The 14792-nt window shown below is 61.9% G+C and carries 12 protein-coding genes and 1 tRNA gene; 6 read left to right on the top strand and 7 right to left on the bottom strand.

Features of this window, described 5'->3' with window-relative positions; genetic code table 11:
* Window positions 1-129: 129 nt before the first annotated feature.
* The gene (gene map, locus ACODSU_RS23935) at window positions 130-945 is read left to right on the top strand and encodes a type I methionyl aminopeptidase (protein WP_060987734.1); all 816 of its coding nucleotides are present in this window, start codon (window positions 130-132) and stop codon (window positions 943-945) included.
* Between the two features lie 94 nt (window positions 946-1039).
* Window positions 1040-3640, top strand: coding sequence for a [protein-PII] uridylyltransferase (locus ACODSU_RS23930; RefSeq protein ID WP_488845361.1), 2601 nt, complete (start codon window positions 1040-1042; stop codon window positions 3638-3640).
* Window positions 3641-3676: 36 nt separating this feature from the next.
* On the opposite strand, the gene def is transcribed toward ACODSU_RS23930, so the two are convergent.
* Window positions 3677-4216 (bottom strand): peptide deformylase, encoded by a 540-nt coding sequence (gene def, locus ACODSU_RS23925; protein WP_488845359.1) that lies wholly within the window; start codon window positions 4214-4216, stop codon window positions 3677-3679.
* A gap of 156 nt (window positions 4217-4372) precedes the next feature.
* Between def and ACODSU_RS23920 the strand changes: the two genes are divergently transcribed.
* The 4 genes from ACODSU_RS23920 (at window position 4373) to ACODSU_RS23905 (ending at window position 6951) form a co-directional block, all read left to right on the top strand.
* A tRNA-Asn gene (locus ACODSU_RS23920) sits at window positions 4373-4448 on the top strand.
* 105 nt (window positions 4449-4553) lie between these two features.
* The gene (gene aat, locus ACODSU_RS23915) at window positions 4554-5309 is read left to right on the top strand and encodes a leucyl/phenylalanyl-tRNA--protein transferase (protein WP_488845357.1); all 756 of its coding nucleotides are present in this window, start codon (window positions 4554-4556) and stop codon (window positions 5307-5309) included.
* Window positions 5306-6064, top strand: a complete 759-nt coding sequence (locus ACODSU_RS23910) for an arginyltransferase (RefSeq protein ID WP_488845355.1) — start codon at window positions 5306-5308, stop codon at window positions 6062-6064. Before aat ends, ACODSU_RS23910 begins: the two co-directional genes overlap by 4 nt.
* A 56-nt stretch (window positions 6065-6120) precedes the next feature.
* Window positions 6121-6951, top strand: a complete 831-nt coding sequence (locus tag ACODSU_RS23905; RefSeq protein ID WP_488845353.1) for an IclR family transcriptional regulator — start codon at window positions 6121-6123, stop codon at window positions 6949-6951.
* 226 nt (window positions 6952-7177) lie between these two features.
* Here ACODSU_RS23905 and pbpG read toward each other — a convergent pair whose 3' ends face one another.
* From pbpG to ACODSU_RS23875, 6 genes are all read right to left on the bottom strand, one after another.
* Complete coding sequence (gene pbpG, locus ACODSU_RS23900; RefSeq protein WP_488845351.1) at window positions 7178-8254, bottom strand: D-alanyl-D-alanine endopeptidase; 1077 nt, start codon at window positions 8252-8254, stop codon at window positions 7178-7180.
* A gap of 115 nt (window positions 8255-8369) precedes the next feature.
* On the bottom strand, window positions 8370-9908 hold the full coding sequence (locus ACODSU_RS23895) for a 2-isopropylmalate synthase (RefSeq protein WP_488845349.1): 1539 nt from the start codon (window positions 9906-9908) through the stop codon (window positions 8370-8372).
* A 211-nt stretch (window positions 9909-10119) separates the two neighbouring features.
* The gene (gene pssA, locus ACODSU_RS23890; protein ID WP_209819268.1) at window positions 10120-10953 is read right to left on the bottom strand and encodes a CDP-diacylglycerol--serine O-phosphatidyltransferase; all 834 of its coding nucleotides are present in this window, start codon (window positions 10951-10953) and stop codon (window positions 10120-10122) included.
* Window positions 10954-11143: 190 nt separating this feature from the next.
* On the bottom strand, window positions 11144-12160 hold the full coding sequence (ilvC, locus tag ACODSU_RS23885) for a ketol-acid reductoisomerase (RefSeq protein WP_015013660.1): 1017 nt from the start codon (window positions 12158-12160) through the stop codon (window positions 11144-11146).
* Window positions 12161-12222: 62 nt separating this feature from the next.
* The gene (ilvN, locus tag ACODSU_RS23880; RefSeq protein WP_015013659.1) at window positions 12223-12714 is read right to left on the bottom strand and encodes an acetolactate synthase small subunit; all 492 of its coding nucleotides are present in this window, start codon (window positions 12712-12714) and stop codon (window positions 12223-12225) included.
* A 143-nt stretch (window positions 12715-12857) separates the two neighbouring features.
* Window positions 12858-14651, bottom strand: coding sequence for an acetolactate synthase 3 catalytic subunit (locus tag ACODSU_RS23875; RefSeq protein ID WP_488845347.1), 1794 nt, complete (start codon window positions 14649-14651; stop codon window positions 12858-12860).
* Window positions 14652-14792 lie beyond the last annotated feature (141 nt).

The raw sequence follows: 14792 nt of genomic DNA, 5'->3' as shown, positions 1-14792 counted from the left end.
CTGTTGGGGGGGTGTCAGGGGTAGAGGGTGGCTCCGGGCGCCAGCGTGCAACCAGCACCGGAGCCCTCCATTTTACCGGGCAAGCCCAGGCCGCCTGCGCGGCCGGGGGGCCGATGGGATAATTGCGGCATGAGCATCACCATCAAAAGCGCCGAGGACATCGAGGGCATGCGCGTGGCCTGCCGCCTGGCCTCCGAAGTGCTGGACTACATCACTCCGCACATCAAGCCCGGCATCACCACCAAAGAGATCGACCGCCTGGGCGCCGAATGCATGGCCCAGCAGGGCACCATCTCGGCCACCGTGGGCTACCAGCCACCGGGCTACCCGCCCTACCCGGCGTCGCTGTGCACCTCGGTCAACCATGTGGTGTGCCACGGCATCCCCAACGACAAGCCGCTCAAGAAGGGCGACATCGTCAACGTGGACGTGACCGTGATTACGAAAGACGGCTGGTACGGCGACAACAGCCGCATGTTCCTGATCGGGGAATGCTCGATCGCCGCCAAGCGGTTGTCAGCCCTGACCTTTGAAGCCATGTGGCATGGCATCGTGCAGGTCAAGCCCGGCGCACGGCTGGGGGATATCGGCCACGCAATCCAGAAGTTTGCCGAAGGGCACGGTTTTTCGGTGGTGCGCGAGTTCTGCGGCCACGGCATCGGCAAGAAGTTCCATGAAGAACCCCAGGTGCTGCACTACGGAAAGCCCGGCACGCTCGAAGAGCTGGTGCCCGGCATGGTGTTCACCATCGAGCCCATGATCAATGCGGGCCGCCGCGAGGTGAAGGAACACGGCAACGACGGCTGGACCATCGTGACCAAGGACCACAGCCTGTCGGCCCAGTGGGAGCACACGGTGCTGGTCACGCCCACGGGGTATGAGGTGATGACGCTGTCGGCTGGATCGCCCCCCCTGCCGTCCTTTGTGACAGCCACCAAGACCTGACGCGACGGCGGGGCCACCGGGTCCCGCGCCGCTGGCTGCCGCTTGCACAACTCTTGCATGGCTTTTTCATGGCCTCCCACGATACTTACCGACCATGACTGAACTCCATGCCCTGCGCGACGCCTACCGCAGCGACAAGGCCGCGCTGCTGGCGGCCATGCAATCCACCGGCGCATCGACGCGCGGTATCCGCGTGCTGCTGCGCAAGCTGTCGTCGCTGGCGGGCAACCTGCTGCAAACCCTGTGGCAGCGCGCCCAGCTGCCCAATGACATGGCCCTGGTGGCGGTCGGTGGCTTTGGGCGCGACCAGCTGTTCCCCTACTCCGATGTCGATGTCCTGCTGCTGCTGCCCGACGGCACGGCACCCGAGGCCGGCAGCGCCTTGCGCACCAAGCTCGAAGGCTTCATTGGCAGCTGCTGGGATACGGGCCTGGAGATCGGATCGAGCGTGCGCACTGTGGCCGAGTGCCTGGCCGAGAGCGCGGGCGATGTCACCGTACAGACCTCGCTGCTCGAATCGCGGCTGGTGTGCGGCAATGCCGCGCTGTTTGCAGAGTTCCAACGCCAGTACCGGGCGCAGATGAACCCCCAGGCGTTTCTGGTCGCCAAGACGCTGGAGATGCGCCAGCGCCACACCAAGTACGAGAACACGCCCTATTCGCTGGAGCCCAACTGCAAGGAGTCGCCCGGCGGCCTGCGCGACCTGCAGATGATTCTGTGGGTGTCCCAGGCGGCCGGTCTGGGCAGCAACTGGAAGGAGCTGGCTGCCAGCGGCATGGCCACGGCCTTCGAAGTGCGCCAGATCGAGCGCAATGAGGCGCTGCTCTGCCTGATCCGTGCCCGCCTGCACGCAGCGGCCGGGCGGCACGAAGACCGTCTGGTGTTCGACCTGCAGACGGCCGTGGCCGAGTCGTTCGGCTACCGCTCGCAGGCACCCGACGGCTCGCGCCTGCCCATGCGGGCCAGCGAAAGCCTGATGCGCCGCTACTACTGGGCAGCCAAGGCGGTGTCGCAACTCAGCCAGATCCTGCTGCTCAACATCGAGGAGCGCCTGAACCCATCGACCCACGAGCCGCGTCCGATCAACGAGCGCTTCTTCGAGAAGGCGGGCCTCATCGAGGTGGCGAGTGACGACCTGTACACCCGCGACCCGCATGCGATCCTGGAGACCTTTCTGCTCTACCAGACTACGGTCGGGCTCAAGGACCTGTCGGCGCGCACCCTGCGCGCGCTGTACAACGCACGCGGCGTGATGGACAGCGCCTTCCGGCGCGACCCGGTCAACCGCGATGCCTTCATGCGCATCCTGCAGCAGCCCTCGGGCATCACCCATGCCATGCGGCTGATGAACCAGACCTCGGTGCTGGGGCGCTACCTGTGGCCGTTTCGCCGCATCGTGGGGCAGATGCAGCATGACTTGTTCCATGTCTATACGGTGGACCAGCACATCCTGATGGTGCTGCGCAACGTGCGCCGCTTCTTCATGGCCGAGCATGCGCACGAATACCCGTTCTGCTCGCAGCTGGCGGGAGGGTGGGACAAGCCGTGGATCCTGTACGTGGCCGCGCTGTTCCACGACATTGGCAAGGGGCGAGGCGGCGACCACTCACAAATCGGCGCAGAGGAAGTGCGGCGCTTTTGCCGCCAGCACGGGGTGGACCGCGAAGATGCCCGACTCATCGAGTTTCTGGTGCGTGAGCACCTGACCATGAGCACCGTGGCGCAAAAGCAGGACCTGAGCGACCCGGATGTGATCGGCGCCTTTGCGCACCGCGTGGGCAACGAGCGCAACCTCACGGCGATGTACCTGCTCACGGTGGCGGACATCCGCGGCACCAGCCCCAAGGTCTGGAACGCCTGGAAGGGCAAGCTGCTGGAAGACCTGTACCGCGCCACGCTGCGCACCCTGGGTGGCCGTGCACCCGACGCAGCCGCCGAGATCGAAGCCCGCAAGCGCGAGGCGCTGGTGCTGCTGGCGCTCAACGCCCTGCCCTTTGAAGCGCACAAGGCGCTGTGGGCCACGCTCGACGTGAGCTATTTCATGCGCCACGACGCTGCCGACATTGCCTGGCACACGCGCCATCTGTCACGCCACGTGGGCGCGGCCAAACCGGTGGTGCGCGCCCGGCAGTCACTGGCGGGCGATGGGCTGCAGGTGATGGTCTACGCCGCCGACCAGGCCGACCTGTTTGCGCGCATCTGTGGCTACTTCGACCGCGTGGGCTTCAGCATCCTGGATGCGCGGGTGCACACCGCCAACAACGGCTATGCACTCGACACCTTCCAGGTGGTAGCCTCTTCCGCGTCTGAACAGCCCGGGCACTACCGCGAGCTGACCCACATGGTCGAGAGCGACCTGATGCGCGTGATCGAGGAAGGCGGCCCGCTGCCCGAGCCCACCCGCAAGCGGGTATCACGCCGGGTCAAGAGCTTCCCGGTCGCGCCCCGCGTGACCCTGCGACCCGACGAAAAGGCGCAGCGCTGGCTACTGGCCATCTCTGCCAGCGACCGTGCAGGCCTGCTGTATCTGGTGGCCCGCATCCTGGCGCAGCATCACCTGAGCGTGCAACTGGCCAAAGTGAGCACCTTGGGCGAACGGGTGGAAGACACCTTCCTCATCCAGGGCCCCGAGCTGCAGAACAACGCGCACCAGATTCAGATCGAGACCGAACTGCTGCAGGAACTGTCATCCTGACCTGGGGGGGGCGTGGGCCAAGGGTGCAGGTCAGGCTCAGTCGTCCTCGTTGGCGCTGATCTCCGGGAACAGCACCTCGGTGAATCCGAACTGCGTGAAATCACGCACCCGCATGGGGTATAGCTTTCCGATCAGGTGATCACACTCATGCTGTACGACACGCGCATGAAAACCTTCTACCGTCCGGTCGATGGGATCGCCATACAGGTCGAAGCCTGTGTAGCGGATGCGTGACCAGCGGGGCACCTTGCCACGCAAACCCGGCACGGAAAGGCACCCTTCCCAGTCTTCCTCCTCGTCTGTCCCCAGAGGCGTGATCACCGGGTTGAGCAGAACGGTGGGTGGCACCAGCGGCCGGTCCGGATAACGCGGGTTGCGGTCGTTCGAGCCAAAGATGACCAGTTGCAGATCCACCCCGATCTGCGGTGCGGCCAGCCCGGCTCCGTTCACCGACGCCATGGTCTCGAACATGTCGCGCACCAGCTGGTGCAATTCATCGGTATCGAATGCGGTCACTGGTTGGGCCACGCGCAGCAGGCGGGGGTCGCCCATTTTCAGAATGGTGTGGATGGTCATGTCGTGAGGGAGTTGGATGCAGCACAAGCCGCTCGCATGGCGGCATACCTTTCAGGATAACGTGCACTACGACTCCGCGCCGCAGCACGGGCTTGTGAATGGACAGGGCTGTTTTTCGATTCGGACCCAATTTTGTGTATATAATCTAAGTCTTGTTCCTCGATAGCTCAGTCGGTAGAGCGCCGGACTGTTAATCCGTAGGTCCCTGGTTCGAGCCCAGGTCGAGGAGCCAATCAAAAAGCCCTGCACTTCCGAAGTGCAGGGCTTTTTTTTCGCCATCCCCGCCGCAGCGTGGAAAACGCTGCATGCCAGACAATGGTGGCTTTGCGCACCCAGCATGCCCCCGCAACTGCCCTGGCTCGAACCCCACGTCCCCTTTCCTACACCAACCCTTGCTTGGGGGGAAAGCGATCCCGCGCCCGGCCTGCTGGCAGCAGGCGGCGCGCTGGATGTGGCCAGCCTGTGCGCTGCATATGCACAAGGCACGTTTCCTTGGTATGGCCCCGGGCAGCCTATCCTGTGGTGGGCACCTGATCCTCGCATGGTGCTGCCGGTGGCTGAGTTCAGGTTGCGCCGCTCGCTGCGCAAAAAGCTGCAGGCATTTCGCAGACAGGCGCACTGCGAAATCCGCATCGACAGCGCATTCCGGGACGTCATCACCGCCTGCTCCACCAAGGAACGCGAAGGCCAGGCTGGCACCTGGATCGTTCCGGAGATGGTCGACGCCTACACCGAACTGCATCTGGCAGGACATGCCCACAGCGTGGAAACCTGGGTCGATGGGCAACTCGTAGGGGGCCTGTACTGCGTGGCGCTGGGTCGCGCGGTGTTCGGAGAATCCATGTTTGCATATGAAACCGACGCCTCCAAGATCGCCCTGTCCGCCCTGGTCTGCCTGTGCCGCGGTCACGGCATCACCCTGATTGACTGCCAGCAAAACACGCAGCACCTGACCTCCCTGGGCGGACGGGAGATACCCCGGGCCGATTTCCTGCGGCATGTGGACAGCGCGCGACAGCAGCCCCCCGTCACCTGGCAATTTGAGCCCGTATACTGGGACGAGCTGCTGCCACCCAAGACCGATCCGGCATGACGCAACTCAACGACCTTCCGCTGCAAACCCTGCAGTTTTACGCGACAGCGCCCTACCCCTGCAGTTACCTGCCGGACCGGCAGGCACGGTCGCAGGTCGCCACCCCCAGCCACCTGATCCAGAGCGATCTTTACTCCGATCTGGTCGCCAAGGGGTTTCGCCGCAGCGGCATGTTCACGTATCGCCCCTATTGCGATGGCTGCCAGGCCTGTACCCCGCTGCGGGTTCTTGTCAACGAGTTCAAGCCCGACCGCAGCCAACGGCGCGCTGCTGCACGCCACGGCCAACTCCAGGCCCGGGTGTTGCGGCTGTGTTTTGTGCCCGAGCACTACCAGCTGTACCTGCGCTACCAGAACGGCCGCCACGCGGGCGGCGGCATGGACCATGACAGCATCGACCAGTACACGCAATTTCTGCTGCAAAGCAGGGTGAACTCCAGGTTGGTGGAGTTTCGCGAGACCGACGCGTCCGGCGAACCCGGGGCGCTCAAGATGGTCTCCATCCTCGATGTGCTCGATGACGGCCTGTCTGCCGTATACACGTTCTACGAGCCTGAACCCCATTGCAGCTATGGCACCTACAACGTCATTTGGCAGATCGCGCAAGCCCATTCACTGGGTCTGCCCCATGTGTACCTGGGTTACTGGATCGAAACCAGCCCCAAGATGAGCTACAAAGCACGCTTCCTGCCCCATGAAATCCGCACCGAAGGGGCTTGGCGCCGGGTCCCAGGCGCCGCGCAAGTGAGTCCCTGAACACGCGTTCACATTTCACAAGATAAAATGCAGCGGCCTTTGCACCATTGCCGCTCATGAAAAAAACCGATCCCAGCATCTCCCCCAAACCCAGCGTTCAGGTGCTTGAGCGCATGTTCACACTGATCGACGTTCTGGCCTCACGGGAAGAAGCGATTTCCCTCAAGGAGATCAGCGAAAAAACCGGGCTGCATCCCTCCACCACCCACCGCATCCTCAACGACCTGACCATCGGCCGTTTTGTTGACCGCCCCGAATCAGGCAGCTACCGATTGGGCATGCGACTGCTGGAGCTGGGCAACCTGGTGAAAGCACGCCTGAGCGTTCGTGATGCGGCGCTCACCCCCATGCGCGCACTGCACAAACTGATCCAGCAGCCCGTGAACCTGAGCATGCGCCAGGGCGATGAGATTGTGTATGTGGAGCGGGCCTACAGCGAGCGGTCGGGCATGCAGGTGGTGCGCGCCATTGGCGGCAGAGCGCCTCTGCACCTGACCTCGACAGGCAAGCTCTTCCTTGCGCTGGATGACCCCCAGCGCGTCCGCGCCTATGCCACCCGTACCGGTCTGGCAGGCCACACTCGCAACAGCATCACGCAGCTGCCGTTGCTGGAGCGAGAACTGGCCAAGGCCCGCCAGTACGGTATTGCTCGCGACAACGAAGAGCTGGAGCTGGGCGTGCGCTGCATGGCGGCCGGTGTGTATGACGATCAGGGCAAACTGGTCGCAGGCCTCTCCATTTCGGCCCCTGCGGATCGTCTGGATGAAGGCTGGCTGCCCAAACTGCAGGCTACAGCGAATGAGATTTCACTGGCCTTGGGCTTTACTCCACCGAGTGTCGAAGCCAGTCCCCCTCCCCTCACCAATCAACGGACCGAATTGCGCTGACGCCCCAAGCGGGGCCAGGCAACACCGTCCTCAGCAAGGCGTCGGCAATGTATTGATGCCCCAGGTCCAACAGCCAGTCCTGTCTGACCGTCACGACTACGCGCCCTCGCACCAACGAGGCACACACAATCCCGGCCTGCGCGCCTACCCGCCAAGGACTCGCAAACGCAAAATAAAAACGCCTGACAGAACAAGCCTGTCAGGCGTATGTCGCGCATTCAGCGGATCAGCCGTTGGTGCTACGTGCCGCCTGCAAGGGAGCTGCCAGCGCCGGGTTGGACTCCACCCAACGACGAACCCGCTCAGCATCACCCAGTCGGCTGAACTTGCCCGCGGAGTCAAGGAACACCATGATCAGCTTGCGCCCTGCCACTTGGGCCTGCATCACGAGGCAACGGCCCGCCTCGGAGATATAGCCGGTCTTTTGCAGGCCGATATCCCAGGTGGGGTTCTTCACCAGTCCGTTGGTGTTGTTGTACTGCAGCGTCTTGTGTCCCACGGCAACCTCAAAGCCGGGCGATGTTGACAGTTCGCGCAACAAGGGATCTCCGTGCGCCACACCAACCAGCGTCGCAAGGTCGCGGGCACTGGACTGGTTGCGGCTGGACAGACCGGTGGGCTCGACGTAGTGGGTGTCGTTCATTCCCAGCGACTTGGCTTTGGCATTCATCAGGGCCACAAAAACGTCCAGGCCACCCGGGTAGGTGCGGCCCAGCGCATGGGCGGCGCGGTTCTCGCTGGACATCAGCGCCAGGTGCAGCATTTCGCCCCGCGTGAGCGTCGTGCCCACTGTCAGACGCGACCGGCTACCCTTTTCGGTATCCACATCATCCTGGGTGATCGTCACAGGCTCATCCATGGGCAACTTGGCCTGGGAGATCAACATGCCCGTCATGAGCTTGGTCAGCGACGCAATCGGAAGCACCGCCTGATCGTTCTTGCGCAGCAAGACCTCATGCGTGTCCTGATCTACCACCAAAGCCACGCTGGACTTGAGATCCAGCGGGTCATTGACTTCGTGCAAACCAGCCATCTGACCAAAAGAAGGCTTGGCAGGCACATACGCCACCTTGGTGGGAGCTTTGGCTGTGCGGGCAGCCACACGGGCGGGCTTTACGCTGGCGGCCACCTTGCGCGGTGCGACAGTACGCTTGGCGCTGGCTGCACTGACCTGCTGCTTTTTGGTCCCTTGTTTTTTGACATCTGCCGCGTGTGCGGCAGGCGAAATGAGGGCAGCGCTCACGAGCGCGAAACCCACCCACTGGAAAAATCGATTCACTGCAGCGTTGCGGCGATGGTGCATCAAAGTGCTCCAAACGGTAAGAATTATGGGGCAGTGTACAGAATCAAAAAAAGTCGCGCAAGATCAATACCTTGCGCGACTTTCCGAGAAAGTAAGTGAATTATAAAGAGATCATTCAGCCTTGTGCGGCCACGCGATCTGCTTTACTTTGTAACTTGTTCAAAGCGCTGAGATAAGCCTTCGCCGATGCCACGACGATGTCCGGATCGGCACCCACCCCGTTCACGACACGCCCGCTGTTCTGCAACCGCACAGTAACCTCGCCCTGGCTCTCGGTGGAGCCACTGATGGCATTGACGGAATACAGCACCATTTCGGCGCCGCTCTTCACGTGCGATTCGATGGCCTTGAGCGAGGCATCGACCGGGCCGTTGCCCTCTGCCTCGCCACGCACCTCTTGGCCATCCACCGTGAACACGATGCGCGCACGGGGCTGCTCACCGGTTTCGCTCTGCTGAAACAACGAGACAAAGCCATACTGCTCCTTCTCTGCCGTCACGCTCTCGTCGCTGACCAGTGCGAGGATGTCCTCGTCAAAAATCTCGCTCTTGCGGTCGGCCAGCTCCTTGAACTTGGCAAAAGCCACATTGATTTCGGTTTCGCTGTCGAGTTGCACGCCCAGCTCCTGCAGGCGCTGCTTGAACGCGTTGCGGCCGCTGAGCTTGCCCAGCACGATCTTGTTGGCACTCCAACCCACGTCCTCGGCGCGCATGATTTCGTAGGTGTCGCGGGCCTTGAGCACGCCGTCCTGGTGGATGCCACTGGCGTGCGCAAACGCATTGGCGCCCACCACAGCCTTGTTGGGCTGCACCACAAAACCCGTGGTCTGGCTCACCATCCGGCTGGCGGCCACGATGTGCTGGGTGTCGATCCCCAGATCCAGCCTGAAATAATCCTTGCGGGTCTTCACAGCCATCACGATCTCTTCGAGCGAGCAGTTGCCCGCGCGCTCACCCAGACCATTGATCGTGCATTCCACCTGGCGTGCGCCACCGATCTTCACACCGGCCAACGAATTCGCCACAGCCATGCCCAAGTCGTTGTGGCAGTGCACAGACCAGATCGCCTTGTCGCTGTTGGGAATGCGTTCGCGCAGCGTCTTGATGAAGTTGCCGTACAGTTCGGGCACGGCATAGCCCACGGTGTCGGGCACGTTGATGGTGGTGGCGCCTTCGGCGATCACCGCTTCGAGCACGCGGCAGAGGAAGTCTGGGTCGCTGCGGTAGCCGTCTTCGGGGCTGAACTCGATGTCTGCAACAAGATTACGGGCAAAGCGCACGGATTGTTTGGCCTGCTCCAGCACCTGCTCCGGCGTCATGCGCAGCTTCTTCTCCATATGCAGTGCGCTGGTGGCAATGAACGTGTGAATGCGCGCGCTGTTGGCACCTTTGAGCGCTTCGGCCGCCCGCGAGATGTCGCGGTCGTTGGCGCGCGAGAGCGAGCAGATAGTCGAGTCCTTGATGGCGTTGGCAATGGCCTGCACCGCCTCGAAATCGCCGTTGGAGCTGGCGGCAAAACCGGCCTCGATCACATCCACCTTCAGACGCTCCAGCTGGCGCGCAATGCGCAGCTTTTCATCCTTGGTCATCGAGGCGCCGGGGGACTGCTCGCCATCGCGCAAGGTGGTATCGAAAATGATCAGTTTGTCTGCCATGTTGTTCTCCTGGTATCGGTGGGTGGGGACCCGCAACGTCAAAAATCTGTCGCCCAAAACAAAAGGCCCGTTGCGGGTGCATACGGGCCTTTGTGGAAAAAGTGTGCGCGTGCGCCTACTGTCTCCGCCCGTGGGGAGGTAGCAGTAGAGCCAATGCAAACTTGTTCATGCAACGCAATGTAGCACAACTGCGCGGCAGCGGAGGCGATGGTCACTTGTGCAACCCGCGCTCGTCGGGCTCGTCGGTCGAGGTGCTGATCACGCTGCTGTGCTGGCCCTTGGCCTTGCGCCAGGCATACACGGCGTAACCAGACAGCCCATAAAAAACAAACACGCCAAACAGCACGATGGGAGGATGGATGTTGATGACGGCAATGCCCAGCGCAATCAGCACGATGGCGGCAAAGGGCACGCTCTTTTTCATCTGCACGTCCTTGAAGCTATAGAACGGCACATTGGTCACCATGGTGAGTCCTGCATACAGCGTGAAGGCAAACATGATCCATGTCACCTGACTCCAAGTCAGCCAGTGGTCTTCGCCTGGACGCACGCCCAACTCAGTCATCAACCAGATGAACCCGGCCACCAGAGCCGCGGCCGCCGGCGAAGGCAACCCCTGAAAGTAGCGCTTGTCCACCACGCCAGTGTTCACGTTGAAGCGAGCCAAGCGAAGCGCTGCACATGCACAGTACACAAAAGCGGCAATCCAGCCCCAGCGGCCCAGGCCCTGAAGTGACCACTCATAAGCAATCAGGGCCGGCGCAGCGCCAAAAGACACCATGTCCGACAGCGAATCCATCTGCTCGCCAAACGCACTCTGGGTGTTAGTCATGCGGGCCACGCGGCCGTCAAGACTGTCGAGCACCATGGCGCAGAAAACGCCTACAGCCGCTTGGTCAAAGCGGCCATTCATCGCCATGACGATGGAATAAAAGCCACCAAATAGAGCCGCCAGCGTGAACAGGTTGGGAAGGATGTAGATGCCTTTGCGCCTTTTGCGCACCATCACACCGGGGTTCTCGGTGGACTCATTGCCGTCATGCATCAAACAGACCTCCAGCGCCCACGCACATTACGCAAGCAGCTATAAAATTTATAGTATTAAGCGAATTGTCGCAGGGACACAAGTCGCCCTGCGCGCAAAAGGCGAAGGCCGCAGTGTAGCGCCTGCGCATGGGCCGCCTGGCAACGAAAAAGGCCACCGAAGTGGCCTTGGGATGCTTCGCTCGGAAGTATCAGTTGCGGGTCTGGTCGACCAGCTTGTTCTTGGCGATCCAGGGCATCATGGCGCGCAGCTGGCTGCCCACCTTTTCGATGCTGTGGTCGGCCGTGTTGCGGCGGCGGGCCGTCATCGATGGGTAGTTCAGGCGGCCTTCCTGGATGAACATCTTGGCGTAGTCGCCGTTCTGGATGCGCTTCAGGGCATTGCGCATGGCGGCGCGCGACTGCTCGTTGATCACTTCAGGGCCCGTCACGTACTCGCCGTACTCGGCGTTGTTCGAGATCGAGTAGTTCATGTTGGCAATGCCGCCTTCGTAGATCAGGTCCACGATGAGCTTGAGCTCGTGCAGGCACTCGAAGTAGGCCATTTCAGGAGCGTAGCCAGCTTCGACCAGGGTTTCGTACCCCATCTTGATCAGCTCGACGGCACCGCCGCACAGCACGGCCTGTTCGCCGAACAGGTCGGTCTCGGTTTCTTCCTTGAAGTTGGTCTCGATGATGCCAGCCTTGCCGCCGCCGTTGGCAGCTGCGTAGCTCAGGGCCAGGTCACGGGCCTTGCCAGACTTGTCCTGGTGCACAGCGACCAGGTGGGGCACGCCGCCGCCTTGGGTGTAGGTATTGCGCACGGTGTGACCAGGGGCCTTGGGGGCCACCATCCACACGTCCAGGTCAGCGCGGGGCACGACCTGGTTGTAGTGCACGTTGAAGCCATGGGCAAAGGCCAGCGAAGCGCCTTGCTTGATATTGGGTTCGACGTTGTTCTTGTAGACGGCTGCGATGTCTTCGTCGGGCAGCAGGATCATGACCACGTCAGCGGCCTTCACGGCGTCGTTGACTTCCATCACCGTCAGGCCAGCCTTGCCAACCTTGTCCCACGATGCACCGCCCTTGCGCAGGCCGACCACGACCTTCACGCCACTGTCGTTCAGGTTTTGTGCATGGGCGTGGCCTTGGCTACCGTAACCAATGATGGCCACGGTCTTGCCCTTGATCAGGCTCAGGTCGGTGTCTTTGTCGTAGAAAACTTTCATAGGTCGCTCCGGTTGAAATGCGTTGTTGGGGGTTGAAATGGGGAAAAACGGGGTGAATTGTCTTACACGCGCAAAATGCGCTCGCCGCGGCCGATGCCGCTGGCCCCCGTGCGCACGGTTTCGAGGATGGCCGTGCGGTCAATGGCCTGCAGGAAGGCGTCGTTCTTGGACTGATCGCCCGTCAGCTCGATGGTGTAGCTCTTCTCGGTCACGTCGATGATCCGGCCACGGAAGATGTCGGCCATGCGCTTCATCTCCTCGCGCTCCTTACCCACGGCGCGCACCTTCACCATCATGAGCTCGCGCTCGGTGTAGGCGCCTTCGGTGAGGTCTACCACTTTCACGACTTCGATCAGGCGGTTCAGGTGCTTGGTGATCTGCTCGATCACGTCGTCGGAGCCCGTGGTCTGGATGGTCATGCGCGAAAGCGACGCATCCTCGGTGGGCGCCACGGTGAGCGATTCGATGTTGTAACCACGGGCCGAGAAGAGGCCCACGACGCGGGAAAGAGCGCCAGGCTCGTTTTCCAGCAAGACAGCAATGATGTGTTTCATGATGAAGAGATTCCTCTTTTCGCTGCCCTCCCCCACGCACGGTAATGCATGGGCTTGGCAGGCAATAGATTCGTCAAAAAATGGGCGCTATCTATTCGATAGCTGATAGCGTACGAAAACCGTACGCGTTGGGCCGATTTGGCTTAAAGGTCTTCCGACCCCAGCAGCATTTCGGTGATGCCCTTGCCGGCCTGCACCATCGGGAACACGTTCTCGGTAGGGTCGGTACGGAAGTCCATGAACACCGTGCGGTCCTTGAGCTTGCGGGCCTCGCGCAGCGCTGGCTCCACGTCTTGAGGACGCTCGATCAGCATGCCCACGTGGCCATAGGCCTCGGCCAGCTTGACGAAGTTGGGCAACGCATCCATGTAGCTGTGGCTGTAGCGGCCGGAGTATTCGATCTCCTGCCACTGGCGCACCATGCCCAGGTAGCGGTTGTTCAACGAGCAGATCTTGATCGGCGTGTTGTACTGCAGACAGGTGGACAGTTCCTGGATGTTCATCTGTACCGAGCCTTCGCCGGTGATGCAGAACACTTCGGACTGCGGCTTGGCCAGCTTGATGCCCATGGCGTAAGGAATGCCCACACCCATGGTGCCCAGGCCACCGGAGTTGATCCAGCGACGGGGTTCGTCAAAGCGGTAGTACTGCGCCGCCCACATCTGGTGCTGGCCCACGTCGGATGTGATGTAGGTGTCGCCATCCTTGGTCATGTTCCACAGCGTTTCGACCACATACTGGGGCTTGATCACATCGCCGCTGCCCATGTTGTACTTCAGGCACTCACGCTTGCGCCAGCCTTCGATGGTGTCCCACCAAGCGGCCAGGGCACCGGCGTCGGGACGGGTGCTGCTCTCGCGGATCATGGAGATCAGCTCGGTGAGCACATCCTTCACGTCACCGACGATCGGAATGTCCACCTTCACGCGCTTGGAGATGCTCGACGGGTCAATATCAACGTGGATTATCTTGCGGTCGTTCTGTGCGAAGTGCTTGGGATTGCCGATCACGCGGTCGTCAAACCGGGCACCCACAGCCAGCAGCACATCGCAGTTCTGCATGGCGTTGTTGGCTTCGATGGTGCCGTGCATGCCCAGCATGCCCAGGAACTTGCGGTCGCTGGCCGGGTAGGCGCCCAGGCCCATCAGCGTGTTGGTGACGGGGTAGCCCAGCATGTCCACCAGCGTACGCAGCTCGTTGGTGGCATTGCCCAGCAACACACCGCCACCGGTGTAGATATAGGGGCGCTTGGCCGCCAGCAGCAGCTGCAGGGCCTTGCGGATCTGCCCACCGTGGCCTTTGCGCACAGGGTTGTAGGAGCGCATTTCCACCGTCTGGGGGTAGCCGGTGTATGGCACCTTCTTGAAGGAAACGTCCTTGGGTACATCCACCACCACAGGGCCTGGGCGGCCGGTGCGGGCAATGTGGAAGGCCTTTTTCATTGTCGCGGCCAGATCGCGCGGATCCTTGACAAGGAAGTTGTGCTTGACGATGGGACGGGTGATGCCGACCGTGTCGCACTCCTGGAAGGCGTCCAACCCGATCGCGGGCGTGGGCACCTGGCCAGAGATGATCACCATGGGGATCGAGTCCATGTATGCGGTGGCGATGCCGGTCACGGCATTGGTCAGACCGGGGCCCGAGGTCACCAGCGCTACGCCCACCTCGCCTGTGGCTCGGGCATAGCCGTCCGCAGCATGCACGGCCGCCTGTTCGTGGCGCACCAGCACGTGCTGGATGGTGTCTTGCTTGTACAGCGCGTCGTAGATGTACAGGACCGCACCACCGGGGTAGCCCCAGATGTACTGGACGTTCTCAGCCTGAAGCGACTTGATGAGGATCTCGGCACCCATGAGGTCCTGAGATGCGGAAGCGGGGGATGCGTTGCCCTGCGAAGCAGCGGCTGCTGAAGAGATTTCAGCTTTGGAGATTTCCATGATCGATCAACCTTTGTGAATTTCTCTGACGAAAAACCTTGGGTGCCCCTCGCACGCGCTCTTGTGAAGCCAGCTTGGGACTTGAGGCCAAGGACATGGGCGGGATGATTGCCGCGCCGGACCGTGACCCGTTTGCCTTTT

The organism is Acidovorax sp. FG48, from assembly GCF_057809085.1.
Note: the sequence above shows the minus strand (reverse complement) of the source record. Positions and strands in the feature narration are given on the sequence as shown.

Excerpts from the sequence above, each read along its gene's own strand:
- ilvN (WP_015013659.1), bottom strand. The coding sequence starts at position 12,714 with ATGAAACACATCATTGCTGTCTTGCTGGAAAACGAGCCTGGCGCTCTT.
- pssA (WP_209819268.1), bottom strand. The coding sequence starts at position 10,953 with ATGCATGACGGCAATGAGTCCACCGAGAACCCCGGTGTGATGGTGCGC.
- map (WP_060987734.1), top strand. The coding sequence starts at position 130 with ATGAGCATCACCATCAAAAGCGCCGAGGACATCGAGGGCATGCGCGTG.
- ACODSU_RS23875 (WP_488845347.1), bottom strand. The coding sequence starts at position 14,651 with ATGGAAATCTCCAAAGCTGAAATCTCTTCAGCAGCCGCTGCTTCGCAG.
- ACODSU_RS23930 (WP_488845361.1), top strand. The coding sequence starts at position 1,040 with ATGACTGAACTCCATGCCCTGCGCGACGCCTACCGCAGCGACAAGGCC.
- aat (WP_488845357.1), top strand. The coding sequence starts at position 4,554 with ATGCCCCCGCAACTGCCCTGGCTCGAACCCCACGTCCCCTTTCCTACA.
- pbpG (WP_488845351.1), bottom strand. The coding sequence starts at position 8,254 with ATGCACCATCGCCGCAACGCTGCAGTGAATCGATTTTTCCAGTGGGTG.
- ACODSU_RS23905 (WP_488845353.1), top strand. The coding sequence starts at position 6,121 with ATGAAAAAAACCGATCCCAGCATCTCCCCCAAACCCAGCGTTCAGGTG.
- ACODSU_RS23895 (WP_488845349.1), bottom strand. The coding sequence starts at position 9,908 with ATGGCAGACAAACTGATCATTTTCGATACCACCTTGCGCGATGGCGAG.
- ilvC (WP_015013660.1), bottom strand. The coding sequence starts at position 12,160 with ATGAAAGTTTTCTACGACAAAGACACCGACCTGAGCCTGATCAAGGGC.
- def (WP_488845359.1), bottom strand. The coding sequence starts at position 4,216 with ATGACCATCCACACCATTCTGAAAATGGGCGACCCCCGCCTGCTGCGC.
- ACODSU_RS23910 (WP_488845355.1), top strand. The coding sequence starts at position 5,306 with ATGACGCAACTCAACGACCTTCCGCTGCAAACCCTGCAGTTTTACGCG.